The organism is Arthrobacter sp. SLBN-53, assembly GCF_006715585.1.
Taxonomy (GTDB): domain Bacteria; phylum Actinomycetota; class Actinomycetes; order Mycobacteriales; family Mycobacteriaceae; genus Mycobacterium; species Mycobacterium neoaurum_A.
The window spans coordinates 2,234,971-2,261,311 of record NZ_VFNN01000001.1 but is presented as its reverse complement, the minus strand read 5'-3'; the positions used below and the strand labels follow the sequence as shown (position 1 = coordinate 2,261,311).

Genomic DNA, 26,341 nt, shown 5'->3' with positions numbered 1-26,341 from the left:
GTAGCCTTAAGTTTCCCAACTGCGTATATCGGAAGGACCGGGTCGGCCGGCGCACTCGCGCGGCCGCGAATATCGATGAACCGAACTGACGTATGAACCGTAAGAATGTCGTTCGCACGCTCACGGCGATCGCCGTGGTGCTGCTGCTTGGGTGGTCCTTCTTCTACTTCAGTGACGACACCCGCGGCTACAAGCCGGTGGACACCTCGGTGGCGATGGCCCAGATCGAGGCGGGCAACGTCAACAGCGCCCAGATCGACGATCGCGAGCAACAGCTGCGCCTCGATCTGAAGTCCGGCAACGGTGACACCGAGAACAGCGACAAGATCCTCACGAAGTACCCCACCGGCGTGGGTGTGCAGCTGTTCGACAAGCTCAGCGCCAAGAACGCCAAGATCAACACGGTCGTCAACCAGGGCAGTGTGCTGGGCACCCTGCTCATCTACATGCTCCCGCTGCTCCTGCTGGTCGGGCTGTTCGTCATGTTCTCCCGGATGCAGTCCGGCGGCCGGATGGGCTTCGGCTTCGGCAAGTCCAAGGCCAAGCAGCTCTCCAAGGACATGCCCAAGACCACCTTCGCCGATGTGGCCGGCGCCGACGAGGCCGTCGAGGAGCTCTACGAGATCAAGGACTTCCTGCAGAACCCGAGCCGCTACCAGGCGCTCGGCGCGAAGATCCCGCGCGGTGTGCTGCTGTTCGGTCCTCCCGGTACCGGCAAGACCCTGCTGGCGCGCGCCGTCGCCGGTGAGGCCGGGGTGCCGTTCTTCACCATCTCGGGTTCGGACTTCGTCGAGATGTTCGTCGGTGTCGGCGCCTCACGAGTGCGTGACCTGTTCGAGCAGGCCAAGCAGAACAGCCCCTGCATCATCTTCGTCGATGAGATCGACGCCGTCGGTCGTCAGCGCGGCGCCGGCCTCGGCGGTGGCCACGACGAACGCGAGCAGACGCTGAACCAGCTGCTCGTCGAGATGGACGGTTTCGGCGATCGCCAGGGCGTCATCCTGATCGCCGCGACCAACCGCCCCGACATCCTGGATCCCGCGCTGCTGCGTCCCGGCCGCTTCGACCGCCAGATCCCGGTGTCCAACCCGGACCTGGCCGGGCGCCGCGCCGTGCTCAAGGTGCACTCGGCGGGCAAGCCGATCGCACCCGACGCGGACCTGGACGGGCTGGCCAAGCGGACCGTCGGCATGTCCGGCGCCGATCTGGCCAACGTCATCAACGAGGCGGCGCTGCTGACCGCCCGCGAGAACGGGACCGTCATCACCGGCGCCGCGCTCGAAGAGGCCGTCGACCGTGTCGTCGGCGGTCCGCGCCGCAAGAGCCGCATCATCAGCGAGCAGGAAAAGAAGATCACCGCCTACCACGAGGGCGGCCACACGCTCGCGGCGTGGGCGATGCCCGATATCGAGCCGATCTACAAGGTCACCATCCTGGCCCGCGGCCGGACCGGCGGGCACGCCGTCGCGGTACCCGAGGATGACAAGGGCCTGATGACCCGCTCGGAGATGGTCGCGCGGCTGGTGTTCGCGATGGGCGGCCGCGCCGCCGAGGAACTGGTGTTCCGCGAGCCCACCACCGGGGCGGTCTCCGATATCGAGCAGGCCACCAAGATCGCCCGCGCCATGGTCACCGAGTACGGCATGAGCGCCAAGCTCGGCGCGGTCCGCTACGGCACCGAACACGGCGATCCGTTCCTGGGCCGCTCCATGGGCACCCAGGCGGATTACAGCCACGAGGTCGCGCAGATCATCGACGACGAGGTGCGCAAGCTGATCGAGGCCGCGCACACCGAGGCCTGGGAGATCCTCACCGAGTACCGCGACGTGCTCGACATCCTGGCCGGCGAGTTGCTGGAGAAGGAGACCCTGCACCGCAAGGAGCTCAAAGCAATCTTCGACGGGGTCAAGAAGCGTCCCCGGATCACCATCTTCAATGACTTCGGTGGCCGGATACCGTCGGACAAGCCGCCGATCAAGACGCCGGGTGAGATCGCGATCGAACGTGGTGAGCCGTGGCCGCCGCCGGTGAAGGAGCCCGCCTATAAGGCCGCGATCCTGGAGGCCAGCCGGGCGGCGGAAGCCAACAGGCCCGCCGACGGCGGCAACAATGGTGCCAACGGATCGGGTGCCAACGGATCGGGTGCCAACGGGTCCAATGGCTCCCACGGTGCGCACGCCGCTCCCGGTGGCCACGCCCAACCCGACTACGGCGCCCCCGCGGGCTGGCACGCACCGGGCTGGCCGCCGCGCGAGGGAACCCCGCCACCGCCGTACGGGCCGCCGCCGCAGCAGCAGTACGGCCCCCCGCCACAGCAGCAGTACGGTCCGCCGCAGCAGGGGCAACCCGATCCCCAGCACGGGCAGTACGGTGGCCCTCGACACGGTTCGCCGCCGGGCCACTACGGCCCCCCGCCGCAGAATCCGCCACCTCCACGAGGTTGACCAGAAACGGAGCGTCGATGACGACGTCGGGCAAGAACGGCGAGAGCACGAGCGGATTCGTCCAGGCCGAGTTCGATCAGCCGCGCGCGGAAGCGGCGGTGCGAGAACTGCTGCTGGCAGTCGGCGAGGACCCGGACCGGCACGGCCTCATCGACACCCCCGCACGGGTGGCCAGGGCATACAAGGAGATCTTCGCGGGGCTCTACACCGATCCCGACGCGGTGCTCAACACCACCTTCGATGAGCAGCACGACGAGTTGGTGCTGGTCAAGCAGATCCCGATGTATTCGACCTGCGAGCACCACCTGGTGTCCTTCCACGGGGTCGCCCATGTCGGCTACATCCCCGGCCGGGACGGTCGCGTCACCGGGCTCTCCAAGATCGCCCGACTCGTCGACCTGTATGCCAAGCGTCCGCAGGTGCAGGAACGACTGACCGCGCAGGTCGCCGACGCGCTGATGCGCAAGCTCGATCCGCGCGGGGTCATCGTGGTGATGGAGGCCGAGCACCTCTGCATGGCGATGCGTGGCATTCGCAAACCCGGTGCCGTGACGACCACATCAGCGGTGCGCGGTCAGTTCAAGACCGACAACGCGTCCCGGGCCGAGGCACTGGACCTGATCCTGCGCCGGTGAGCTCCACGCGCATGCGGGTGATGGGTGTCCTCAACGTCACCGATGATTCGTTCTCCGATGGCGGCCTGTTCCTCGATCGAGACCGCGCCCTCGAGCACGCCCACGCCATGGTTGCCGCCGGCGCCGCCATCATCGACGTCGGCGGTGAGTCGACCCGGCCGGGGGCGGTCCGCGTGGACCCCGCCGTGGAAACCGCCCGTGTCGTGCCGGTCGTGCGTGAACTTACGGCCGCCGGCGTCACCGTCAGTATCGACACCATGCACGAGGCGGTGGCACGCGCCGCGCTCGAACACGGCGCCGCGATCGTCAACGATGTCTCCGGCGGGCGGGCCGATCCGAACATGGCCGCCCTGCTGGCCGAGGCCGGGGTGCCCTGGATGCTGATGCACTGGCGGTCGGTGCGGGCCGACGACCCGCACGATGTTGCCGCCTATACCGACGTCGTCGCCGAGGTGCGTGCGGAACTGCTGCGCAGCGTGGATGCCGCCGTGGCGGCGGGGGTGGACCCAGCAAACCTCATCATCGATCCGGGCCTCGGATTCGCCAAGACCGCACAACACAATTGGCAACTGCTGCGTGCCCTGCCCGAGTTCGTCGGCACCGGCATACCGGTGCTGGTGGGCGCCTCACGCAAGCGTTTTCTCGGCGCGCTGCTGGCCGGGCCGGATGGCACGGCCCGACCACCCGGCGGACGCGAGACCGCCACCGCCGTGGTGTCGGTACTGGCCGCCCAGCACGGTGCCTGGGGTGTGCGGGTTCACGATGTGCAGGCCTCGGTCGACGCGCTGAAGGTTCTCGCGGCCTGGTCCGGCGCACTGGAGGAGGAAAATGGCTGATCGCATCGAACTGCGGGGTTTGAACGTGCGCGGCCACCACGGCGTGTTCGACCACGAGCGCCGCGACGGCCAGGACTTCATCATCGACATCACCGTCTGGGTGGACCTGGCCGCGGCCGCGGCCAGTGACGACCTGGCCGACACCGTCGACTACGGCGGGTTGGCCCAGCGGGCCGCCGACATCGTCGGTGGGCCGCCGCGCAACCTGATCGAGACGGTGTCGGCCGAGATCGCCGAGGACGTCATGACCGACGAACGGATCCATGCCGTCGAGGTCGTCGTGCACAAACCGTCGGCGCCCATTCCGCTGGCCTTCGACGATGTCGCCGTGGTGGCGCGGCGGTCCCGGCGCGGTGCCCGGTGAGGACGGTGCTGTCGATCGGCTCCAACCTGGGTGACCGGCTGGCCCATCTGCAATCGGTCGTCGACGACCTGGGGACGCGCGTCGCTGCGGTCTCGCCGGTTTACGAGACCGACGCCTGGGGCGGGGTCGAACAGGGCGCCTTCCTCAACGCCGTGCTGATCGCCGACGACCCCGCACTCGACGGTTACGGCTGGTTGCGGCGTGGGCAGGCCCTGGAGGCCGCGGCTCGCCGCGTCCGCGAGGTGCACTGGGGCCCACGCACCCTCGATGTCGACGTCATCTGTTGCCGAGACGACAACGGCGTCGAATTACTGTGCAGCGAAAGCGATCTGACGCTGCCGCATCCGCACGGCCACGAACGTGCCTTTGTCTTGATCCCGTGGCTGGCGGCCGATCCGGAGGCCGAACTGTCGGGACGGCCGGTCGCCGACCTGCTGGCCGAGCTGGCCGCCGAGGAGCTTGCCGGTGTGCGCCGCACCGATCTGATGCTGGCACTCTGATGGGACCGACCCGCGTCCGTGATCTGGCAGCGGCCACCGCCGTGGCGGCGGTTATCGGCTACCTGCTCGTCATCAGCCTGTACCGGTGGTTCCCGCCGATCACGGCGTGGAGCGGGATCTCGCTGCTGGCCGTTGCCGTCGCGATAGCGGTCTGGGGGCAGTTCGTGCGCCGTCGGATCGCCGACGGCAAGGTCGGCGTGGGGGCGGGACGGTTGCATCCGCTCGCGGTGGCCCGGTCGGTGCTCATCGCGAAGGCATCCGCTTGGGTGGGGGCGCTGGTGTTGGGGTGGTGGACCGGCGTTCTCGGTTACCTGCTGCCGCGCCGGGACACCGTGCGGGTCGCCGGCGAGGACACCGGCGGTGCGGTGGTTGCCGCGGTGTGCGCGCTCGTGTTGGTCGCCGCGGGATTGTGGCTGCAGTACTGCTGCAAATCACCGGACGACCAGAACGACACCGCCGATCCGCTTCCAGGTGCGGCCGACTAGGGCGAATCGCCGCACCGGTCGCCACGCGATGCCACCTGCGACCGGTACAGTCGGAGCCCATGACCGACCCCTCCCGCGGCATGCGCGTTCGGCGCGTCAACCGCAGGCCGGGGTGGGTGCTGTTGACCGTCCTGCTGGTCCTGGCCATCGTCTCGAGCACCGTGCTGGTGTTCACCAATCGTGTCGAGTTGCTCAAACTGGCTGTGGTGCTGGCCCTGTGGGCGGCGGTGGCCGCGGCCTTCGCCTCCTTCATCTATCGCAGGCAGAGCGATCTGGACCAGGCCAAGGTGCGCGACCTGAAATACGTGTACGACCTGCAGCTGGACCGCGAGATCTCGGCCCGTCGTGAGTACGAACTGGCCGTCGAGACCCAGTTGCGTCGCGAGCTGTCCGCTGAGCTGCGCGCCCAGTCCTCCGACGAGGTGGCCGCATTGCGCGCCGAACTCGCGGCGTTGCGGGCCAACCTGGAGATCCTCTTCGACGCCGATCTCGACGAGCGACCGGCCCTTGAGACCGAACGTCCGGCGGGTCGGGTCATCGCCAGCCGGATCGACGCCCCCGTGCGCAGTGAGGCTGAACCGCGCACCGAGGAGAGCCCGATCATCGACGTGCCCGTCGAACCGCAGCCACCCGAGTTCGGATGGGCGCCGCCGGCCGAGCCCGCCGGGGGTGCGCATCGGCGGGCATCGGAGAGCCCCCAGGGCGAGCAGTCCGCGCCGCCGTGGCAGCGGCGCACCACGACTCCGACCCCTGCGCCCACCGTGGTGCCCCCGCGCGTGGAGCCGGTCGAACCAGCCGAACCGCTGGTGGCACAGTGGAACCCGGCCCCGGCCGACGGCCAGTGGATTCCGGCCGGCGCCCCGGGCAGCAATTGGAGCCCACCGGAGCCGGAGCCACAGACCCCGCCCGTCCCGCCACCCGCCCCGGCCCCGGTGCCCACCTCACCGCCCACCCCGATGCCCACCTCACCGCCCACCCCGATGCCCGATGCAGTGGCCGATCGGGAAGCGCGCCGCGGCCGCCATGCCAATCCCGATATGGCCGAGGCATATCGGCGGTCCCGGCACGCGGTGCCGCCCGAGGCCGATCAGACTCCGCCGGTCGCCCCGCCGGTGGACCCGATGCCGCCTGCCCCTGCGCCGCGGCATCGCGGACCCGACGACGCACCCGCGGCACCCGAGCCCGAGCCCGGCGGTCAGCACAGCGGTGGCCAGCCGGTCTCCGAATTGTTGTCCCGGTTGCAGGCCAGCCCCGGCGGAGGCGGCCGACGCAGGCGTCGCGAGGAGTGAGCTAGGCTCACCGCAGCCCGTGCGGTACCTGCGACGGCAGGACCGCAACGTTTCAGTACCAGCGAATCTGCGAGGTCGTCTGTCATGGTCGACGGACTGCGTCCGGCCCGGCTCAGCGTCGGCATCATCTCGGCAGGCCGGGTCGGCACCGCGCTCGGGGTCGCGCTCGAACGCGCCGAACATGTCGTCGTCGCCTGCAGCGCCATCTCGGTGCCGTCGCGCGAACGCGCAGCTCGCCGTCTACCGGACACCGCCATCGTTCCGGTGCACGAGGTCGCTGCCCGCGCCGAACTGCTGCTGCTGGCCGTGCCCGATGCCGAGCTGGCGGCGCTGGTCAGCGGTCTTGCCGGCACGGGCTCGGTACGACCGGGGACCATCGTGGTACACACCTCCGGCGCCAACGGGATCGGCATCCTGACGCCGCTGACCGAACAGGGATGCCTGCCGCTGGCCATCCATCCGGCCATGACCTTCACCGGTTCCGACGAGGACATCGACCGGTTGTCCGACGCCTGTTTCGGGGTGACCGCGGCCGATGAGATCGGCTACGCCATCGGCCAGTCGCTCGTCCTTGAGATCGGCGGCGAACCGTTCCGGGTCCGCGAGGACGCCCGCACCCTCTATCACGCCGCGCTGGCTCACGCCGGAAACCACCTGATCACCGTGGTGCTCGACGCGATCGAGGCGTTGCGTGACGCATTGCGCGGACAGGAGCTGCTCGGCCAGGAGCTCATCGGCGACGCCCCTGGCGGGCTGGCCGAGCGGATCGTCGCCCCGTTGGCGCGCGCCTCACTGGAGAACGCGCTGCAGCGCGGCCAGGCCGCCCTGACCGGTCCGGTCGCCCGCGGCGACGCCGCCGCGGTGGCACGTCATCTCGGTGCGCTCACCGAGACGGATCCGGCGCTGGCCCAGGCCTATCGGGCCAATTCACTGCGGACGGCCCAGCGTGCCCACGCGCCTGCGGACGTGTTCGACGTACTACTCGACAACGGCGCTGCGAAGGAGACATCGTGATCGATCGCCGACCGCCGGCGTTCACGGCCGGGGAACTCAACATCTATCGACGGCCCGGCGAGATCGCCGAGGTGACCAGGGCCCTGCGCAGCACCGGCAGGCGCGTCATGCTGGTGCCGACGATGGGTGCCCTGCACGACGGCCATCTCACCCTGATCCGCCGCGCACAGCAGGTACCGGGCTCGGTGGTGGTGGTGTCGATCTTCGTCAATCCCACCCAGTTCGGGGCCGGTGAGGATCTCGACGCCTATCCGCGCACCCTCGACGAGGACCTGCTGGCGCTGCGCGCCGAAGGCGTGCAGATCGCGTTCACCCCCACCGCGGCCGATATGTACCCGGCAGGTCCGCGTACCTCGATACACCCCGGTGAGCTGGGATCTCAGCTGGAGGGCGCGGTCCGGCCCACGCATTTCGCGGGCATGCTGACCGTCGTCATGAAGCTGCTCCAGATCGTGCGACCCGACCAGGCGTTCTTCGGCGAGAAGGACTACCAGCAGCTGGTGCTGGTGCGGCAGATGGCCGACGACCTGAACCTGGACACCCGGATCGTCGCCGTGCCCACCGTTCGGGAATCCGACGGGCTGGCGATGTCCTCACGCAACCGCTACCTCGACGAACTCGAACGCGAACAGGCACTGGCCATTCCGTCGGCATTGCTGGCCGGGGCGTACGCCGCCGGCGAGGGTGCCGACGCCGCGCTGGACGCCGCGCGGGCGGTCCTGGAGGAGGTCCCCGCCATCAGCGTGGATTACCTGGAGGTCCGCGACACCTGGTTGGGGCCCGCGCCGCAGACCGGGCGGGCGCGCATGCTGCTGGCCGTCCGGCTGGGCCGCACCCGGCTGCTGGACAATATCGCGATCGATCTCGGGGTGCCGTCCGGTCCCGGTCCGGACGTCCCTTTTGACGAGCACGAATTGCCTTGGAGGAACTGATGTTACGCACGATGCTCAAATCGAAGATTCACCGTGCCACGGTGACTCAGGCCGACCTGCACTACGTCGGTTCGGTCACCATCGACGCCGACCTGATGGACGCCGCCGATATCCTCGAAGGCGAGCAGGTGACCATCGTCGACATCGACAACGGCAATCGACTGGTCACCTACGCCATCACCGGGCAGCGTGGAACCGGTGTGATCGGGATCAACGGTGCGGCAGCACATCTGATCCATCCCGGTGATCTCGTCATCTTGATCGCCTACGCCACCATCGAGGATTCCCTGGCGCGCACGTATCAGCCCCGGATCGTCTTCGTCGATGCCGAGAACAAACAGATCGATCTCGGTTCCGATCCCGCCCATGTGCCGGCCGACGCCGCCGGCCTGATGTCACCCCGCTAGCCGTGCTGCTCGCCATCGACGTCCGCAACACCCACACCGTGGTCGGCCTCATAGCCGGCCCGGGGACGCACGGAAAAGTGGTGCAGCACTGGCGTATTCGCACTGAATCCGAAGTCACCGCCGACGAGTTGGCGTTGACCATCGACGGTCTGATCGGTGACGACTCCGAGCGCCTCACCGGGGCGACCGCCCTGTCGACGGTGCCCTCGGTGCTCCACGAGATCCGGCTGATGCTCGACCAGTACTGGCCATCGATTCCCCAGGTGCTCATCGAACCCGGTGTGCGCACCGGGATCCCGCTGCTGGTCGACAATCCCAAGGAGGTCGGCGCCGACCGGATCGTCAATTGCCTGGCGGCCTACAGCAAGTACAACTCACCGGCCATCGTCGTCGACTTCGGCTCATCGATCTGCGTCGACGTGGTCTCGGCCAAAGGGGAGTTCCTCGGCGGTGCCATCGCTCCCGGCGTGCAGGTGTCCTCCGATGCCGCCGCCGCGCGGTCTGCGGCGTTGCGCCGGGTCGAGCTCACCCGACCGCGTTCGGTGATCGGCAAGAACACCGTGGAATGCATGCAGTCCGGTGCGGTGTTCGGTTTCGCGGCGTTGGTGGATGGACTGGTCGACCGCATCAGGGCCGATGTCTCCGGTTTCGGCGGCTCCGATGTGGCCGTGGTGGCCACCGGAAACTCGGCGCCGCTGGTGCTGCCGGACCTGCGCACCGTCGGTCACTACGACCAGCACCTGACCCTGGAGGGGCTGCGGCTGGTGTTCGAGCGCAACCGCGACAACCAGCGTGGTCGACGCTGATTAAGCTGGCATGTCGTGAGTTCTGATGAAGACGACATCCCCGAGCAGTACCGGATCCGTCAGGCCAAGCGTGAGCGCCTGCTCGCCGAAGGCCGTGACCCCTACCCGGTGCAGGTGGCGCGCACCCACAGCCTGAGCGAGCTGCGGGCCGCGTATCCGGAGTTGGCCGCCGATACCCAGACCGGGGACCTGGTCGGGGTGGCCGCCCGGGTCGTCTTCGCCCGCAACTCGGGCAAGCTGTGCTTCGCCACGCTGCAAGACGGTGACGGCACCCAGCTGCAGCTCATGATCAGCCTCGCCGAGGTGGGCCAGGAGTCGCTGGACGCCTGGAAGGCCGACGTCGACCTCGGCGACATCGTCTTCGCCCACGGCCAGGTCATCAGCTCGCGCCGCGGCGAGCTGTCCGTGCTCGCCGATTCCTGGCAGATCGTCTCCAAGGCGCTGCGGCCGTTGCCGGTTGCGCACAAGGAGATGAGCGAGGAATCGCGGGTGCGGCAGCGCTATGTCGACCTGATCGTGCGCCCCGAGGCGCGCAGCATCGCCAGACAGCGCATTGCGGTGGTCCGCGCGGTGCGCTCGGCGTTGGAGCGCCGGGGCTTCCTCGAGGTCGAGACGCCGATGCTGCAGACGCTGCCCGGCGGTGCCGCCGCGCGGCCGTTCGTCACGCACTCGAATGCCCTCGACACCGACCTCTACCTGCGGATCGCCCCGGAGCTGTTCCTGAAAAGGTGTCTTGTCGGTGGTTTCGAGAAGGTCTTCGAGCTGAATCGGAACTTTCGGAACGAAGGCGCCGATTCCACGCATTCGCCGGAATTCGCGATGTTGGAGACTTATCAGGCTTACGGGACATACGACGATTCCGCGATCGTCACTCGTGAACTAATTCAGGAAGTTGCCGACGAGGCGTTGGGAACTCGCCAGGTGCCACTCGCCGATGGCACTATCTATGATCTTGATGGCGAATGGCAGACGCTGGAAATGTACCCGTCACTGTCGGCCGCTTTGGGGGAAGAGATCACCCCGGACACCGAACTGCGACACCTGTTGTCAATTGCCGACCGGCTCGGGGTCGAGATTCCATCGGATCGCGGTTACGGCCACGGGAAATTGGTCGAGGAACTGTGGGAACACACTGTCGGTGAGAACTTGTGGGAACCGACCTTCGTGCGTGATTTCCCGGTCGAGACCAGCCCACTGACCCGCGCCCACCGCAGCATTCCGGGCGTGACGGAGAAGTGGGATCTCTATGTGCGCAAGTTCGAACTGGCGACCGGATACTCCGAACTGATCGATCCCGTGGTCCAGCGCGAACGTTTTGCCGCGCAGGCCAGGGCGGCGGCGGCCGGTGACGACGAGGCAATGCGCCTCGACGAGGATTTCCTGGCCGCTCTGGAGTACGCGATGCCGCCGACCACCGGCACCGGAATGGGTATTGACCGACTGCTGATGGCTTTGACGGGGCTGACGATTAGGGAGACAGTTTTGTTCCCGATTGTGCGCAGACACTCAATCTGAGCCCATTAACGGTGCGGTTGTTGAATGAGTTCGGCACATATGTAAGCATTGCCGCAGGGTCTCGGGACAAATCTAGGTATGGCCACAGAAGGGTCAGTGTGAGCTGAATGGCGAAGAAAGTTACCGTTACGCTGGTTGACGATTTCGACGGTGAAGCTGCCGCGGACGAAACCGTGGAATTCGCGTTGGACGGTGTGAGTTACGAGATCGACCTTTCTTCCAAGAACGCCGCCAAACTGCGCGGTGACCTCAAGCAGTGGGTCGAGGCTGGACGGCGGGTCGGCGGTCGGCGTCGCGGCCGCTCGGCGGGTACCGGGCGGGGCCGCGCCGCCATCGACCGCGAGCAGAGCGCGGCCATCCGCGATTGGGCCCGCCGCAACGGTCACAATGTCTCGACCCGCGGCCGTATCCCGGCAGAGGTCATCGACGCATTCCACGCGGCGACCTGATCGCCACGAAAAGTTCGATTGCGCCACGGTCGGCCGGGTAAACAACTTCGCTGACGGCGAACTCTGTGCATCCCCTTTCGGGAAACGTTCTGGCTTCGCCGCGCGTTATGTCTTAAACCGCGGCACCGAGAAAAGCACCCGTGTCGCGTGCCCACTACAGTGGACGCAAGGAGCGGCGAGTAGTTCAGCGCACGTTGCCGACCCACGTGAGGAAGAGCAGGTAACCACGGATGTTCGAAAGATTCACCGACCGTGCCCGTCGGGTCGTCGTCCTGGCCCAAGAAGAGGCCAGGATGCTCAACCACAACTACATCGGCACTGAGCACATCCTGCTGGGCCTCATCCACGAAGGTGAAGGCGTAGCGGCCAAGTCTCTGGAGTCGCTGGGTATCTCCCTGGAAGGGGTGCGCAGCCAGGTCGAGGAGATCATCGGCCAGGGCCAGCAGGCGCCCTCGGGGCATATCCCGTTCACGCCGCGGGCCAAGAAGGTGCTGGAACTGTCGCTGCGCGAAGCGCTGCAACTCGGCCACAACTACATCGGCACCGAGCACATTCTGCTCGGTCTGATTCGCGAGGGCGAGGGCGTGGCTGCCCAGGTGCTGGTCAAGCTCGGCGCCGAACTGACCAGGGTCCGTCAGCAGGTCATCCAGCTGCTGAGCGGCTACCAGGGTAAGGAAGCCGCCGAGGCGGGCACCGGAGGTCGCGGAGGCGAATCCGGCAACCCGTCGACCTCGCTGGTCCTCGACCAGTTCGGCCGCAACCTGACCGCCGCCGCCATGGAGGGCAAGCTCGATCCGGTCATCGGCCGTGAGAAGGAAATCGAGCGGGTCATGCAGGTGCTGAGCCGGCGCACCAAGAACAACCCGGTACTCATCGGTGAGCCCGGCGTCGGTAAGACCGCCGTGGTGGAGGGCCTGGCCCAGGCGATCGTGCACGGCGAGGTCCCCGAGACGCTCAAGGACAAGCAGCTCTACACCCTGGACCTGGGGTCCCTTGTCGCCGGCAGTCGCTACCGCGGTGATTTCGAGGAGCGCCTCAAGAAGGTGCTCAAGGAGATCAACACCCGCGGCGACATCATCCTGTTCATCGACGAGCTGCACACGCTCGTCGGTGCCGGAGCCGCCGAGGGCGCCATCGACGCCGCGTCGATCCTCAAGCCGAAGCTGGCGCGAGGCGAGCTGCAGACGATCGGTGCCACCACGCTCGACGAGTACCGCAAGTACATCGAGAAGGACGCCGCCCTGGAGCGCCGCTTCCAGCCGGTGCAGGTCGGCGAGCCGACCGTCGAGCACACCATCGAGATCCTCAAGGGTCTGCGTGACCGCTATGAGGCGCACCACCGGGTGTCCATCACCGACGGTGCGCTGGTGGCCGCGGCCACCCTGGCCGACCGCTACATCAACGACCGGTTCCTGCCGGACAAGGCGATCGACCTGATCGACGAGGCCGGTGCCCGGATGCGGATCCGCCGGATGACTGCTCCGCCGGACCTGCGCGAGTTCGACGAGAAGATCGCCGACGCCCGCCGGGAGAAGGAATCGGCGATCGACGCGCAGGACTTCGAGAAGGCCGCCAACCTTCGCGACAAGGAGAAGACCCTCGTCGCGCAGCGTGCCGAGCGTGAGAAGCAGTGGCGCTCCGGTGATCTGGATGTGGTTGCCGAGGTCGACGATGAGCAGATCGCCGAGGTGCTCGGCAACTGGACCGGTATCCCGGTGTTCAAGCTCACCGAGGCCGAGACCACGCGTCTGCTGCGCATGGAGGACGAGCTGCACAAGCGGATCATCGGCCAGGAGGACGCCGTCAAGGCCGTCTCGAAGGCGATCCGCCGCACCCGCGCCGGGCTCAAGGATCCCAAGCGCCCGTCGGGTTCGTTCATCTTCGCCGGCCCGTCCGGTGTCGGTAAGACCGAGCTGTCCAAGGCGCTGGCGAACTTCCTGTTCGGCGACGACGATGCGCTCATCCAGATCGACATGGGCGAGTTCCACGACCGCTTCACCGCGTCGCGGCTGTTCGGTGCCCCTCCGGGCTACGTCGGCTACGAAGAGGGCGGCCAGCTCACCGAGAAGGTGCGCCGCAAGCCTTTCTCCGTTGTGCTGTTCGACGAGATCGAGAAGGCGCACCAGGAGATCTACAACACCCTGTTGCAGGTGCTGGAGGACGGCCGTCTCACCGACGGTCAGGGCCGCACGGTCGACTTCAAGAACACCGTGTTGATCTTCACCTCCAACCTGGGTACCAGCGACATCTCCAAGGCGGTGGGTCTCGGGTTCACCCAAGGTGGCGGCGAGAACAACTACGAGCGGATGAAGCTCAAGGTGCACGACGAGCTGAAGAAGCACTTCCGTCCGGAGTTCCTGAACCGTATCGACGACATCATCGTGTTCCACCAGCTGACGCAGGACGAGATCATCCAGATGGTCGACCTGATGATCGGCAGGGTCGGCAACCAGCTGCGGGCCAAGGACATGGAGATGGAGCTGACCGACCAGGCCAAGGCACTGCTGGCCAAGCGTGGTTTCGATCCGGTGTTGGGTGCGCGGCCGCTGCGTCGCACCATCCAGCGCGAGATCGAGGACCAGCTGTCGGAGAAGATCCTGTTCGAAGAGGTCGGACCGGGTCAGATCGTCACCGTCGACGTCGAGGGCTGGGACGGCGAGGGTGCCGGCGAGAACGCGAAGTTCACGTTCGCGGGCCGGCCCAAGTCGGCCGGGTCCACGGAGGACGCCGATCTGGCGGCCACCGCGGCCGAGTAACGACAACTGCACAGAGCCCCCCGCCCGGAGCAATCCGGCGGGGGGCTTTGTCTATCCGCATCCGAAGGACCGGCGTAGTATCCGAACTGCTCTCGACGGATGACGGAATCTGGTGCAATCCCAGAACGGTCGCGCCACTGTGAAAGTCAGACCCGGTGTCCGTCCCAACGATACGAATCTGGGACGCGAACTCCCGAAAGGATCGGATATGACTTCTGCTGAAACCCCCAGGGCCGGTGCACGTGCGGTGGACCTGTCCGCCGCGAGCGCGGTGGCCTGGCTGTCGCTGACGGCATTCTTCGCCCTGCTGGTGCTCTACTTCGTCGGTATGGATCAGGGCGCCACCTCCGTGTTCGGCGCCAACACCGTCATCCACGAGTTCGTGCATGACGCCCGCCATCTGCTCGGCTTCCCCTGCCACTAGACGCCGAAAGCAGAACAAAAACCGATGGAAAAGGCAATCATCGGGCGCGGCCTCCTGGCCGGCGCCCTCGGCGGCGTACTCGCATTCGTCTGGTCCTGGATCTTCATCGAGCCGGTCATCGACCGTGCCATCGAGTTCGAGGACGGCGTCAGCGCCGCACATCAGGCGATCGAGCACGGCGGCCACGCTCATGAACACGGTGCCGACGGTGGCATCGAGATCACCCGGACCGTCCAGTCCACGATCGGGTTGGGCTTCGGGCTGGTCGCGTTCAGTGTGGCGATGGGCGCGCTGCTGGCCGTCCTGTTCTGTGTCGCGTACGGACGGATTTCCACGCTGTCGGCCAGGGCCACCGCCGTCCTGCTGGCCGGCGGCATGCTGATCGCGTTATGGATCGTGCCGTCGCTGAAGTACCCGCCGAACCCGCCGGCGGTCAGCCTGGACGAGACGATCCAGCAGCGCACCCTGCTGTATCTGCTGTTGACCGTGTTGTCGGCGGCGCTGCTGGTGGGCGCGGTGCTGGCGGGGCGGCGGCTGGCCGACAGGTTCGGTGCCTGGAATGCCGCTCTGATCGGCGGTGCCGGTTACCTGGTGGCGATCGCCGTGGTGTTCCTGATCATGCCGACCATCGCCGAGACTCCCGGCCCGATCCGCGATGACGCAGGCGTGATCATCTTCGGCGCGTTCCCCGCCGACGACCTCTACCAGTTCCGGCTCTACTCGCTGGGCACGCAGCTGGTGATGTGGGCGACGATCGGTCTGGTGTTCGCCGCACTGGTGTCGCGGCTCCTGGAGAACAAGCGCGAGTTCGTCGCGGCGTGAGTGAGGTCGTCCGGCTGACCCTCGTCTCTCACGGCATGACCGAGGCGATGGCAGCCGGACGATTCCCCGCCGACGAACCTCTCAACGCGCTCGGTGCCCGCCAGGTCGCCGACCTCGCAGCGACTCGAACCGGCACAGATCCCGGCATTTTGTGCTGCGGCCCCGAGCAGCGGGCCGGCCAGACCGCGCAGGCGCTGCGCGGACCGGCGGCCATCGAACCCGCGCTGGCCGACCTCGACTGCGGTCGGTGGCGGGGGATGTCACTGCAGGATGTGGACCCCGCCGGGCTGGCGAGTTGGCTGACGGACCCGACGGCGGCTCCGCACGGCGGCGAGTCGATCGCCGCACTGTGCGACCGGGTGCGTCACTGGCTCGACGGTGTGGCCGCGCGCGGTGGCCGGCACACCGCGGTCACCCATCCCGCCGTCATCAGGGCCGTCATCCTGACCGCACTGAACGCGGCACCGACATCCTTCTGGCGCGTCGATATCGCGCCGGCGGCCCGCGTGACCGTGCACTTCCGCGGTGCCTGGACGCTGCGGCTGCGCTGAACCAGCCGATGTCCGGGGCCGAGCTGGATAGGTTGAGGGTGCGTGAACGACGACGAAATGGAGGAAACATGAGCTACGCACTGTCGACCACGCTGCACACGACGTTCGAGGATGCGGTGGAGCGCACCCGCAAAGCATTGGCGGACCAGGGTTTCGGTGTGCTCACCGAGATCGACATGAAGGCGACCCTGAAGGCCAAGCTCGGCGAGGACATCGAGGACTATCTGATCCTCGGTGCGTGCAACCCGCCGCTGGCCCACCGCGCGGTCAACGCCGACCGCCAGATCGGATTGCTGTTGCCCTGCAATGTAGCTGTCCGCGCGGACACCTCTGGTGAAAAGGGCACGGTGATCGTCGACGCGATGGACCCGCAGATCATGGTCCAGGTCTCCGACCGACCCGGCATGCGTGAGATCGCCGACGAGGCCGCCGCCAAGCTGCGTGCCGCCATCGACTCGCTGTGAAGGCGGGCCCAGCGCGCCCGTCTGTCAGGGAATGAGCCCGAATGACTGGGTTGCGATCGACAGCAGCCAGGTGGCCGCGGTCAGGCTGCGGTACTCCGGCCAGTTCAACTGGTAGCTGACCACCCAGCCCTGTCCGGTGCGGTCCTCGGCGTACCAGCTGAAGCTCAGATCGCCCGGCAGGTTGCCGCCCTTGGCCCCGACATAACGCCATCGCGCCTTGTCCAGTTCGATACCGGGGGTGGCCGAGAGGATGTCGCGCACGGGTGCCGCCGGCCCGGTGGCCGCGGCCTGCAGCGCGGCGTGCACCCGGCAGATGTCCATCGGCGTGCCGTACCACTCGATGCCGTATGGCGACGCCGGGACGCGGGTCAGCATCGGATCCGGTTCATAGGGCAACGTTCCGGTACGGGCCAGCATGGCGGCACGCCGTTGCGGTGACGCGCTCTTCCACTCCTCGCGGACATCCGGTTTGCCCCAGCCGATCGAGAACAGTTGGTGCGCAGTGGGAAACGGGGTCATCGACGACGGGTCGTGATGTCCGGCCGCGACCAGCGCCCGTTCCACCGCGCCGGGCCCCAGGCGTGCCATCAACATATCGGTGGCCATGTTGTCGCTGGCCGAGATCATCTGCTGGGCAGCGGCCTTGACCGATACTCGTGATCCCGGGTCCAGATCGTTGAAGCCCGCGGAGCCGACGGCCTTGTCCTCTTTGGTGATGGTCAGCTGCTCGTCCCACGAGACGGTGCCCGCGTTGACGGCCTCGGCCAGCGCCAGCAGGACGTAGAGCTTGAAGATCGATGCCAACGGCATGGCGGTGTCGACATCGGTTCCCGCCACCATGTCGCACCTGCCGTCGGACACCTTGGACACCTGGTAGGCATAGGTGGCGCCGGACTTCTGGATCTCGGTGTCGATATCGGACCACTGGGTGATCTTGGGCGGTTCGACGGTCACCTCGAACCGGTCGACCAGGCCGCCGTCGCCGGTGCGCATCTCGATCTTCTGCTCGACGTTGTAGGAGTTGCGCACATGCAGGGTGGCTTCACCGGCACCGAGGGACAGCGCGGTGACGGTGATGGGGCGGTCCGCCCACAGTCGATCCATCGCGCCGGCGACGAACTCGACCTGTTGCGGGGCGGCAAGCGTCGCGACGGGCACCACACCGATCGGCCAGTCGGAATTGACCATGTCCAGCAGTTGCTTGGCGCGCAGCCCCTGCGGAGTGTTGGTCTCGATGTGCATGCCGTAGGCGGCCTCGGCCACCGGCGGCCCGGTATGCGTGCAGCCGGAACCGATCACGGCCACGGCGGCGGCCAGCGCGGTGAGAGCGATTACGCGCCGCGGCGCGTTACTTGCCGGTCCCCGCAACGTCCAACACAACCTCGAACTCCAGCAGTGACGCGCCGGTGGCGACGGGCTTGGTCTGCTGTCCGGCGTGCGCCTCGACGGCCGGGCCACTGGCCCAGGCCTGGAAGGCCTCTTCGGACTCCCACTGGGTCACCACGAAGTAGCGATCCTCGCCCTTGACCGGGCGCAGCAGCTGGAAGCCGAGGAAGCCGGGCTGGTTGTCGACGGCGTGGGCGCGGTGGGCGAACCGCTTCTCCAGTTCCGGGCCTGCGTCGGCCGGGACCTCGATGGCGTTGATCTTCACGACGGGCATGGCATGAGGTTACCCGTGTCCGGCCCGGGCAGGATGTCGGCATGCGGACCGAACTTCTGACTGCGCGCGGTGGCGCCGGGGCCCCGCTGGTTCTGGTGCACGGCCTGATGGGCAGGGGTAGTACCTGGTCGCGGCAGCTGCCGTGGCTGACCGAACTGGGTGCGGTCTACACCTATGACGCCCCGTGGCACCGCGGCCGCGACGTCGACGATCCGCACCCGATCAGCACCGAGCGGTTCGTACAGGATCTGGCCGACGCGGTGGCCGTGTTGGGCACCCCGGTGACGCTGATCGGCCATTCGATGGGCGGTCTGCACTCGTGGTGTCTGGCCGCCGAACGCCCGGACCTGGTGGCCGCCGTGGTGGTCGAGGACATGGCGCCGGACTTCCGCGGCCGCACCACCGGGCCATGGGAACCGTGGGTGCAGGCGTTGCCGGTGGAGTTCGAGACCGCCGAGCAGGTCTATCGGGAGTTCGGACCGGTGGCCGGGCAGTACTTCTTGGAGGCGTTCGACCGCACGGCCACGGGGTGGCGGTTGCACGGGCATGTCGAACGCTGGATCGAGATCGCCGGCCAGTGGGGCATGCGCGACTACTGGCAGCAGTGGGAGGCGGTGCGGGCGCCGGTGCTGCTCCTGGAGGCCGAGGGTACCGTCGCGCCGCCCGGCCAGATGCGTCGGATGCACGAAATCGGTTATCGGACAACGTATCGTCCGGTTCCAGGGGCCGGTCATCTGATCCACGACGATGCGCCGGAGGTCTATCGCGAGGCCGTCGAGGGGTTCTTAGCGGCGCTCACCGGAGGCGCTTGAGGTCGGCCACGTCGGATGCTCGGCGAACCTGCTGTGGATCGCGTCGATGTCGTGTTGGGCGCGCAGTCCGTCACGGTCGTCGGCGTGGAAGCTGCCTGCCAGTGGCGCGGCGATGCGGAACTGGTCGAGGTGCAGGCGCAGGATGCCCGAGCGCCGGGCGGCGCGGCCGAGCGCGAGGGTGAGGGCGAAGGGTGCGAGCAGGACGGCGATGAGGGCGAGGTAGGTCAGTGCGGTGGTCATGGCAGTAATGCTCCGTTGATCGATATTCCGCCAACAGTGGCAGAAAAGACACCTTCAGATAAAATGCTGCCATGGCGATATCGAGCGTATCGGTGCTGGTGCTGGATGGTCTAGCGATTTTCGAGTTCGGCGTGATCTGCGAGGTCTTCGGCATCGACCGCTCTGCCGACGGCGTCCCCAACTTCGACTTCAAGGTGTGCGGCCCTCGCGCCGGCGAGCCGGTCCGCACCTCGGTGGGTGCCACCCTCACCCCCGACCACGGGCTCGATGATCTGATCGGTGCCGACCTGGTCGCCATCCCGGCGATCGCCGGATCCGACTATCTGCCAGAGGCGCTGGCGGCGGTCCGACGGGCCGTCGAATCCGGGTCGACCGTCCTGACGGTGTGTTCGGGGGCGTTTCTGGCCGGTGCCGCCGGTCTGCTCGACGGCAGGCCGTGCACCACGCACTGGATGCACGCCGACGACCTGGCCGCCGCCAACCCCACCGCTCGGGTGGACCGCAATGTGCTGTTCGTCGACGACGGGAACCTGATCACCAGCGCGGGCACCGCCGCAGGTATCGATGCCTGCCTGCATCTGGTGCGCCGGGAGCTGGGTGCGGAGGTGACCAACAAGATCGCCCGCCGGATGGTCGTCCCCCCGCAACGCGATGGCGGGCAACGCCAGTACATCGACCAGCCGATCCCGGTTCGCTACTCGGAAGGCTTTGCCCCGCAGCTGGATTGGATGTTGGCCAACCTCGACAAGCAACACACGGTGGCGGCGCTGGCGGCACGGGCCAACATGTCGGCGCGCACCTTCGCCCGCCGGTTCGTCGAGGAGACCGGACGCACCCCGATGCAGTGGATCACCGACCAGCGGGTGCTCTACGCCCGGCGTCTGCTCGAGGAGACCGACCTCGACATCGACCGCGTCGCCGACCGCTGCGGATTCGGTACCGCGACGCTGTTGCGCCACCACTTCCGCCGCGTCATCGGGGTCACACCGTCGGACTACCGGCGCCGGTTCTCCTGCGACGACGCCAGCGAGCAGAGCGCCTAGTCCTCACCCGCATCGTCCCTCACCTGCATCGTCACCTTCGTGGTGGGATGCTCGGTTCCTCAGCGGGCTCGTCCCTCACCCGCATCGTCACCTTCGCCGGCCAGGGCGAACAGCCCCGTCGAGGTCTGCTCCACGAGACCGTCGGTCAGCAGCGAATCCAGCGCCCGGTCACGCTGGGCGGTATCGGTCAGCCAGGCGACGTCGAGTTGGGCCCTGGTGACCGGTCCGGTGCCTGCCCGCAGCACGTCGAGCAGCCTGCCGCGGACCTGACGGTCGGTGCCCGCGTAGCGCTGGACGCGGCGGGCCGGGGTGCTCGCCGGCGGGTAGCCGGCCGACTTCCACCGACACGAGCTCAACGGGCAGATCCCACAGCGGGGGTTGCGCGCCGTGCACACGATTGCGCCGAGTTCCATCAGCGCGGCCGAAAAGCGCGGGGCGGCAGGGCCTTCGGGGAGCAGGGCGGCCACCTCGGCGAGGTCGCCGGAACGGGCGGGGGTCTCGGCGACGCCGTGCACCACCCTGGCCACCACCCGGCGCACATTGGTATCGACGACGGGAACCCGTTGGCGGTAGGCGAAGCAGGCGATGGCCCGCGCGGTGTAGGCGCCGACGCCGGGCAGTCCGAGCAGGGTCTCGACATCGGCGGGCACCACGTCACCGTGTTCGGCCGCGACGACCGCCGCGCACTCGTGTAACCGCTTGGCGCGGCGCGGATACCCGAGCTTGCCCCAGGCGCGCAGCACATCGGCGGCGGACGCGGCAGCGGTGGCCGATGGTGTCGGCCACCGCGCAATCCAATCCAGCCAGATCGGTTCGACCCGGTTCACCGGGGTCTGCTGGAGCATGAACTCGCTGACCAGAATCTGCCAGGCGGTGACCTCCGGTCGTCGCCACGGCAGGTCGCGCTCGGCGGAGTCGAACCACGCCAGAAGCTCGCCGGGGTCGATGCCGTATTCGGGCTGGGGCATACTTCTGCTCATGCCGAACTCGAATCCGATCTCCGCGTGGAAGGCACTCAAGGAGGGTAACGAGCGTTTCGTCGCGGGTCGGCCCGAGCATCCCAGCCAGGGGATCGAAGACCGGGCACGCCTGACCGAGGCGCAGACACCCACCGCGGTGCTGTTCGGGTGTGGTGACAGCCGGGTTGCCGCCGAGCTGATCTTCGACCAGGGCCTCGGCGACATGTTTGTGGTGCGCACCGCGGGCCATGTCATCGACACCGCCGTCCTGGGCTCGATCGAGTACGCCGTCGCGGTGCTCAACGTGCCGCTGATCGCGGTGCTCGGCCATGACAGCTGCGGTGCGGTGAAGGCCACCCTCAACGCCTTGGACGCCGGGGAGATCCCGGGCGGCTACATCCGCGACATCGTCGAACGCGTGATGCCCTCCATCCTGGCGGGCCGCCGGGACGGCCTCGGCCGGGTCGACGAGTTCGAGGCACGCCATGTCGAGGAAACCGCCGCACAGCTGATGGCCCGCTCCACCGTGATCGCCGATCGGGTGCGCTCCGGCACTCTGGCCATCGTCGGCCTGACGTATCACCTCTCCGACGGCCGCGTCCAGCTGCGCACCCACCTCGGAGACATCGGCGAGCAGTGAGCGGACCGCCGAGTGCGGGCCCGGTTGTCACGAAACGATCTTTGTAAGGTCACAGGAGACACGCCGATCCGCCTCGGCCAACCTGACCTGACCCCGGCTTACCGTTGAGGTCGTGCTAGACACCGAACCGCACCGCCCGCTGCCACCGGAGATCTACCGGCGCCGCAGAGCGCTGGCAATAGGGGTTGCGGTCGTCGTCATCGCGATCGTCGCCGGCATCATCGCGATCGTCGCCTCCAACAGCACCAGCACCGATCCGACCGCCGCCGAGCAGTCGGCCGAACAGGCTCCCGCATCCGCCGCGCCGACCCCGTTGCCGGGGGAGGAGCCGGGCGTGAAGACCCCGGTCGTTCCGCCGGCCCAGGCGGCGCCACCCCCGACGCCGACGCCGACCACCGCGGTGGTTCCCCCGCCGGTGCTGCAGGCCGGTGAGGACTGCCCGGACTCCACCCTGGCGGTCAAGGGCATCACCAGCGCACCCAACTATGTGATGGGTGATCAGCCGAAGTTCACCATGGTGGTCACCAATATCGGTCTGGTCGCCTGCAAGCGCGATGTCGGTGCCGCCGTCCTGGCCGCCTACGTGTACTCGCTGGACAACAAGCGGTTGTGGTCGAACCTGGATTGCGCGCCGTCCAACGAGACGCTGGTGAAGGAGTTCGCGCCCGGCGAGCAGGTCACCACCGAGGTCACCTGGACCGGAATGGGCTCCGCCCCCAACTGCCCGCTGCCGCGCGAACCGATCGGCCCCGGGACCTACAACCTGGTGGTGCAGCTGGGCAATCTGCGCTCGGCGACGGTGCCGTTCATCCTCGCCGAGGCGGCCCCGCCGGGTGCCCCCGCGCCGCCTGCCGATGCCCCGCCCGCCGATGGCCCGCCGCACGACGGCACCGGTCAGCCCCCGGGCAACTGAGTCAGCTCAGCTGGTCGGCGATCGTCGACTCGGCCAGCTGGGACAGGCCCTCGCGGATGTGGCGCGCCCACATCGAACCGATACCGTCGACCGACTGCAGATCGGTGGCGCTGGCTGCCAGAACGCCCTGCAGCGATCCGAACGAGCGCACCAGCAGGTCGACATGGGCGAACTGCAACCGCGGAATCCCGGCCATCGCCCGGTAGCCACGTGAGCTCATCGCCGAATCCTGGGCCTCCATCGTCGTGGGATACCCGAAAACCCTTGCCAGCGCGGTGAAGTCGAGCAGTTCGTTGTCCGACAGGGCGTCGAGCTCTTCGAGCGTCGCGCTCACCTGCGCCGCGCTCGGTGGGTCCGGATTGGCGTGGTAGTCACGCACGATCAGCTCGCGGGCGGTGTCGTTGTCGCCGACGAGTTCCTCCAGTTGCAGCTTGAGTTGGCGGCCGTCGGTGCCGAGCTCGACGACGTCGGCGTCGATCTCCAGGCTGATCCGGCGCACCATCTCCAGGCGTTGGGCCACCGTCATGACATCGCGCAGCGTCACGAAATCCTCGATCTCGGCGGTGGACAGTTGCCGGTTCACCTCGTCGAGACGGGACTTGTACCGCTCCAGGGTGGCAACGGTCTGGTTGGCCCGGGAAAGGATGGTCGGGGTGTCGGGCACGACGTGGCGCTCACCGGCCGCGTATACCGTCACGATGCTCATCGAGTGGCTGACCGAGATGACCGGGAACCCGGTCTGCACCGCGGTGCGTTCGGCCGAACGGTGTCGGGTGCCCGACTCGTCGGTCGGGATGGAGGCGTCCGGGACGAGCTGGACGTTGGCCCGCAGGATGCGGCTCCCGTCGGTGGACAGCACCACGGCGCCGTCCATCTTCGACAGCTCGCGCAGCCTGGTCGGTGCGTACAACACGTCGAGGGAGAACCCACCGTCGCAGATGGCCTCGACGCTGTCGTCGTAACCCAGCACGATCAGCGCTCCCGTGCGGCCACGCAGGATGCGTTCCAGACCGTCGCGCAGCGCGGTACCCGGTGCCAACCGACCCAGTGTCTCGCGCATGGTCGGACGGGCCAGATGCACCACGTTGCGGTTGCCCCTGGATGTCACCGCCATCGCTCCTCCTTGGATCGGGAGCCATTGTGGTCGATCGAGCGCAACCGCCGCAATGCCGTCCCGATGTCGTCGGCGACCGTCAACGTCAGACCGGCGGGCACGTCCTTGACCCCGGGCGGCACGACGGCGTGGGTGAAGCCGAGCCGGGCGGCCTCGGCGAGCCTGCGGTCCATCCCGTTCACCCGGCGCAGATCTCCGGCCAGTCCGACCTCGCCGATGGCTATCGCGGTGGCTGGCATCGCGATCTCGGTATAGGCCGATGCGATGGCCATGGCCACCGCCAGATCCGAGGACGGGTCGGTCAGTCGCATGCCGCCGACGGTGGACACGTAGATGTCGTGCTGGCCGAGCGGCAGCTTGGAGCGTTTCTCCAGCACGGCGGTGATCATGGCGGCGCGGGCTGAGTCGATACCGCTGACCGCGCGCCGCGGACTGCCGGTCTTCTCGGCGCCGATGAGCGCCTGCACCTCACCGATCAGCGGCCGCTTGCCGTCCAGGGTGACCGTCACCGCGGTGCCCGACACCGGCGCCGGCCGCTGGTCGCGGAACAACCCGGACGGGTCGGCCACGCATTCGATCCCGTTGTCGTGCATCAGGAAACAACCGACCTCATCGGCCGCGCCGAACCGGTTCTTCACCCCGCGCACCATCCGTAGCGCCGAGCTCCGATCACCTTCGAAGTGCAGCACCACATCGACGAGATGTTCCAGCGAACGGGGGCCCGCGATGGCACCCTCCTTGGTGACGTGACCGACCAGCAGCAGCGCGACCCCGTCGGGGCCGGCCGATTTGGCGTACGAGGTGAGCGCGGTCGTCACGGCGCGGACCTGGGTGACACCGCCGGTGACACCGTCGGACTCGGCACTCGACATGGTCTGTACCGAGTCGACCACGACCAGGGTGGGCCGCACCTGCTCGATATGACCGAGCGCGGTCTGCAGATCGGACTCGGCGGCCAGATACATCTCCTCGTGGGTGCAGCCGGTCCGCTCGGCGCGCAGCCTGATCTGTCCGGCGGATTCCTCCCCGGACAGGTACAGCGCGCGCCTGCCGCTGCGGGCCCAGCGATGGGCGACCTCCAGCAGCAACGTGGACTTCCCGATCCCCGGATCGCCGGCGAGCAGGGATACCGACCCCGGCACCAGGCCGCCGCCGAGGACGCGGTCCAGCTCGTCGACGCCGGTGGGCAGGTGCCGGGTGACACCGGGATCGATCGAGGTGATGGGGACGGCGGGCGAGGACGGTGCGACCGCACGGCGGGCGGATCCGCCGCTCAGCGCACTGAGTGCGACGACTTCGTCGACCGTTCCCCAGGTGCCGCAATCAGAGCAGCGCCCCACCCATTTGGGCGTGACGTGATGACACTCCGAGCATCGGTATTGCGAACGTACTTTCGAAGCCACGTGACGACGGTAGCCGTCACCCCTGACAGAACGTCAGATTCAGTGGCCTTCGCCGTGTCCGCCGACCGGTCCCATGCCCTCGTTGGGCTCGCCGTCGCGGCGCGGCACCTCACCGGCCGAGATGGGCACCGCGAAGGTGGTGGCGCCGGCCTTCTCGAAGTTGAAGGTGAAGTCGTAGGTGAGCCCGTTGGAGATCGGCTCGGTCAGGGTGACCTCGGCCTGTGTCTCGTCGGCACGTTCGACCATGGCCAGTTCCATCGGATCGTCGGGCTTGCCCGCCACGAGGATTCCGCCGGCCGGCACCGTGGTCGGCCCGCTGAGGGTGACGGTGCCGATATCGGAGGTGATGGACACCAGCTTGTCGGTCACGTCGCTGGAGTTGTTGGCGGTGGCGAAGAGCAGCTCCACCGGGGTGCCCGGGCGGACATAGTCGGTGGTCTGCGGAGCGCGCAGGAACACGTTGCGCAACGCGATGGTGCCGACGTTGTGCACCGTGCCATTGACGGCTGGTTGCTGGTTGGCGCTCTGCGAGATCTGGCCCGCGCTGCAGCCGGTGAGCGCGAGGCCGGCGATCAGGGCGCCGGCGGCCAGGCGGGACGCACGCGTGTTGGAGCGGTTCACTGCGACCACTTGAGCCTCCTGCTAACCGGACGGATTCGACTATGCACTGTAGTAGGTCGTGATTCGCGGCGGTAGCCGAGGGCTTCCGACGGCGCCCGCGGCCCACCTGGACAGCAGTCCAACTGCATGTATCCAGCGCCGTGTCAACCCCTAGTCTTCAGCTGCGGTGCCCCTGACCTGCATTGTTGATCCGCGCCCCGGCCGGCCCCGTGATAAGATCGACTTGTGAAAGGGGCTCGAAAC

The 26,341-nt window shown here is 67.9% G+C and carries 29 protein-coding genes; 22 read left to right on the top strand and 7 right to left on the bottom strand.

Going from position 1 to position 26,341, the window contains the following annotated elements:
- Positions 1-92 precede the first annotated feature (92 nt).
- The 18 genes from ftsH (at position 93) to FBY28_RS10700 (ending at position 16,693) form a co-directional block, all read left to right on the top strand.
- Positions 93-2,444 (top strand): ATP-dependent zinc metalloprotease FtsH, encoded by a 2,352-nt coding sequence (gene ftsH, locus FBY28_RS10785; protein ID WP_141866602.1) that lies wholly within the window; start codon positions 93-95, stop codon positions 2,442-2,444.
- A gap of 17 nt (positions 2,445-2,461) precedes the next feature.
- The gene (folE, locus tag FBY28_RS10780) at positions 2,462-3,079 is read left to right on the top strand and encodes a GTP cyclohydrolase I FolE (RefSeq protein ID WP_141866601.1); all 618 of its coding nucleotides are present in this window, start codon (positions 2,462-2,464) and stop codon (positions 3,077-3,079) included.
- Complete coding sequence (gene folP, locus FBY28_RS10775) at positions 3,076-3,915, top strand: dihydropteroate synthase (protein ID WP_286177931.1); 840 nt, start codon at positions 3,076-3,078, stop codon at positions 3,913-3,915. The genes folE and folP overlap by 4 nt, the downstream gene beginning before the upstream one ends.
- Positions 3,908-4,279, top strand: a complete 372-nt coding sequence (gene folB, locus FBY28_RS10770) for a dihydroneopterin aldolase (protein WP_141866598.1) — start codon at positions 3,908-3,910, stop codon at positions 4,277-4,279. The genes folP and folB overlap by 8 nt, the downstream gene beginning before the upstream one ends.
- Complete coding sequence (gene folK / locus FBY28_RS10765; protein WP_141866596.1) at positions 4,276-4,779, top strand: 2-amino-4-hydroxy-6-hydroxymethyldihydropteridine diphosphokinase; 504 nt, start codon at positions 4,276-4,278, stop codon at positions 4,777-4,779. The genes folB and folK overlap by 4 nt, the downstream gene beginning before the upstream one ends.
- Positions 4,779-5,264, top strand: coding sequence for a DUF3180 domain-containing protein (locus FBY28_RS10760; RefSeq protein ID WP_141866594.1), 486 nt, complete (start codon positions 4,779-4,781; stop codon positions 5,262-5,264). The genes folK and FBY28_RS10760 overlap by 1 nt, the downstream gene beginning before the upstream one ends.
- A 59-nt stretch (positions 5,265-5,323) precedes the next feature.
- On the top strand, positions 5,324-6,553 hold the full coding sequence (locus tag FBY28_RS26005; protein WP_160145472.1) for a DUF6779 domain-containing protein: 1,230 nt from the start codon (positions 5,324-5,326) through the stop codon (positions 6,551-6,553).
- 84 nt (positions 6,554-6,637) lie between these two features.
- Positions 6,638-7,567, top strand: coding sequence for a Rossmann-like and DUF2520 domain-containing protein (locus tag FBY28_RS10750; RefSeq protein ID WP_141866592.1), 930 nt, complete (start codon positions 6,638-6,640; stop codon positions 7,565-7,567).
- Complete coding sequence (panC, locus tag FBY28_RS10745) at positions 7,564-8,499, top strand: pantoate--beta-alanine ligase (RefSeq protein ID WP_141866590.1); 936 nt, start codon at positions 7,564-7,566, stop codon at positions 8,497-8,499. Before FBY28_RS10750 ends, panC begins: the two co-directional genes overlap by 4 nt.
- Positions 8,499-8,906 carry an aspartate 1-decarboxylase gene (gene panD / locus FBY28_RS10740; RefSeq protein ID WP_141866588.1) on the top strand — a complete coding sequence of 136 codons (408 nt, stop codon included), beginning with the start codon at positions 8,499-8,501 and terminating at the stop codon, positions 8,904-8,906. The genes panC and panD overlap by 1 nt, the downstream gene beginning before the upstream one ends.
- Positions 8,907-8,908: 2 nt before the next feature.
- Positions 8,909-9,712: a type III pantothenate kinase gene (locus tag FBY28_RS10735; RefSeq protein ID WP_019512611.1), complete on the top strand. Its 804-nt coding sequence runs from the start codon at positions 8,909-8,911 to the stop codon at positions 9,710-9,712.
- 15 nt (positions 9,713-9,727) lie between these two features.
- Positions 9,728-11,227 (top strand): lysine--tRNA ligase, encoded by a 1,500-nt coding sequence (lysS, locus tag FBY28_RS10730; RefSeq protein ID WP_141866587.1) that lies wholly within the window; start codon positions 9,728-9,730, stop codon positions 11,225-11,227.
- A gap of 107 nt (positions 11,228-11,334) precedes the next feature.
- Positions 11,335-11,676, top strand: coding sequence for a histone-like nucleoid-structuring protein Lsr2 (lsr2, locus tag FBY28_RS10725; protein WP_019512609.1), 342 nt, complete (start codon positions 11,335-11,337; stop codon positions 11,674-11,676).
- A gap of 230 nt (positions 11,677-11,906) precedes the next feature.
- Positions 11,907-14,432 carry an ATP-dependent protease ATP-binding subunit ClpC gene (gene clpC1 / locus FBY28_RS10720; protein WP_141866584.1) on the top strand — a complete coding sequence of 842 codons (2,526 nt, stop codon included), beginning with the start codon at positions 11,907-11,909 and terminating at the stop codon, positions 14,430-14,432.
- A 208-nt stretch (positions 14,433-14,640) separates the two neighbouring features.
- Positions 14,641-14,856 (top strand): CbtB domain-containing protein, encoded by a 216-nt coding sequence (locus FBY28_RS10715; RefSeq protein ID WP_141866582.1) that lies wholly within the window; start codon positions 14,641-14,643, stop codon positions 14,854-14,856.
- Positions 14,857-14,880: 24 nt separating this feature from the next.
- Entirely contained in the window at positions 14,881-15,678 is a 798-nt protein-coding gene (locus FBY28_RS10710; RefSeq protein ID WP_141866580.1) for a CbtA family protein, read from the top strand.
- Entirely contained in the window at positions 15,675-16,229 is a 555-nt protein-coding gene (locus FBY28_RS10705; protein ID WP_141866578.1) for a histidine phosphatase family protein, read from the top strand. The genes FBY28_RS10710 and FBY28_RS10705 overlap by 4 nt, the downstream gene beginning before the upstream one ends.
- Before the next feature lie 68 nt (positions 16,230-16,297).
- The gene (locus FBY28_RS10700; RefSeq protein ID WP_141866576.1) at positions 16,298-16,693 is read left to right on the top strand and encodes a DUF302 domain-containing protein; all 396 of its coding nucleotides are present in this window, start codon (positions 16,298-16,300) and stop codon (positions 16,691-16,693) included.
- A 24-nt stretch (positions 16,694-16,717) separates the two neighbouring features.
- Here FBY28_RS10700 and FBY28_RS10695 read toward each other — a convergent pair whose 3' ends face one another.
- Both FBY28_RS10695 and mhuD read right to left on the bottom strand, forming a co-directional pair.
- The gene (locus FBY28_RS10695; protein WP_216847618.1) at positions 16,718-18,061 is read right to left on the bottom strand and encodes a serine hydrolase; all 1,344 of its coding nucleotides are present in this window, start codon (positions 18,059-18,061) and stop codon (positions 16,718-16,720) included.
- A complete protein-coding gene (gene mhuD / locus FBY28_RS10690) occupies positions 18,042-18,353 on the bottom strand; it encodes a mycobilin-forming heme oxygenase MhuD (protein WP_019512603.1) in 312 nt (103 codons plus the stop codon). Before mhuD ends, FBY28_RS10695 begins: the two co-directional genes overlap by 20 nt.
- A 41-nt stretch (positions 18,354-18,394) precedes the next feature.
- Here mhuD and FBY28_RS10685 point away from each other — a divergent pair, with 41 nt between their 5' ends.
- Positions 18,395-19,165 (top strand): alpha/beta fold hydrolase, encoded by a 771-nt coding sequence (locus FBY28_RS10685; RefSeq protein WP_141866574.1) that lies wholly within the window; start codon positions 18,395-18,397, stop codon positions 19,163-19,165.
- Here the strand turns inward: FBY28_RS10685 and FBY28_RS10680 are convergent.
- Positions 19,139-19,405 carry a hypothetical protein gene (locus tag FBY28_RS10680; protein WP_141866572.1) on the bottom strand — a complete coding sequence of 89 codons (267 nt, stop codon included), beginning with the start codon at positions 19,403-19,405 and terminating at the stop codon, positions 19,139-19,141. The two genes, FBY28_RS10685 and FBY28_RS10680, sit on opposite strands and share 27 nt — an antisense overlap.
- A gap of 71 nt (positions 19,406-19,476) precedes the next feature.
- Here FBY28_RS10680 and FBY28_RS10675 point away from each other — a divergent pair, with 71 nt between their 5' ends.
- Complete coding sequence (locus FBY28_RS10675) at positions 19,477-20,448, top strand: GlxA family transcriptional regulator (protein ID WP_141866570.1); 972 nt, start codon at positions 19,477-19,479, stop codon at positions 20,446-20,448.
- A gap of 59 nt (positions 20,449-20,507) precedes the next feature.
- Here the strand turns inward: FBY28_RS10675 and FBY28_RS10670 are convergent, their stop codons facing one another.
- The gene (locus tag FBY28_RS10670; protein WP_141866567.1) at positions 20,508-21,428 is read right to left on the bottom strand and encodes an iron-sulfur binding domain-containing protein; all 921 of its coding nucleotides are present in this window, start codon (positions 21,426-21,428) and stop codon (positions 20,508-20,510) included.
- On the opposite strand from FBY28_RS10670, the gene FBY28_RS10665 reads away from it, so the two are divergent.
- A complete protein-coding gene (locus tag FBY28_RS10665; RefSeq protein WP_141866565.1) occupies positions 21,427-22,047 on the top strand; it encodes a carbonic anhydrase in 621 nt (206 codons plus the stop codon). The genes FBY28_RS10670 and FBY28_RS10665 overlap by 2 nt on opposite strands.
- A 112-nt stretch (positions 22,048-22,159) precedes the next feature.
- Positions 22,160-22,960 carry a hypothetical protein gene (locus FBY28_RS10660; RefSeq protein WP_141866563.1) on the top strand — a complete coding sequence of 267 codons (801 nt, stop codon included), beginning with the start codon at positions 22,160-22,162 and terminating at the stop codon, positions 22,958-22,960.
- A gap of 1 nt (position 22,961) precedes the next feature.
- Here FBY28_RS10660 and disA read toward each other — a convergent pair whose 3' ends face one another.
- Genes disA through FBY28_RS10645 form a run of 3 tightly spaced genes read right to left on the bottom strand, consistent with a single transcriptional unit; the run spans position 22,962 to position 26,107 of the window.
- A complete protein-coding gene (disA, locus tag FBY28_RS10655; RefSeq protein ID WP_141866561.1) occupies positions 22,962-24,074 on the bottom strand; it encodes a DNA integrity scanning diadenylate cyclase DisA in 1,113 nt (370 codons plus the stop codon).
- The gene (radA, locus tag FBY28_RS10650; protein WP_141866559.1) at positions 24,065-25,477 is read right to left on the bottom strand and encodes a DNA repair protein RadA; all 1,413 of its coding nucleotides are present in this window, start codon (positions 25,475-25,477) and stop codon (positions 24,065-24,067) included. The genes disA and radA overlap by 10 nt, the downstream gene beginning before the upstream one ends.
- A gap of 39 nt (positions 25,478-25,516) precedes the next feature.
- Positions 25,517-26,107 carry a copper chaperone PCu(A)C domain-containing protein gene (locus tag FBY28_RS10645; RefSeq protein ID WP_174241599.1) on the bottom strand — a complete coding sequence of 197 codons (591 nt, stop codon included), beginning with the start codon at positions 26,105-26,107 and terminating at the stop codon, positions 25,517-25,519.
- Positions 26,108-26,341 lie beyond the last annotated feature (234 nt).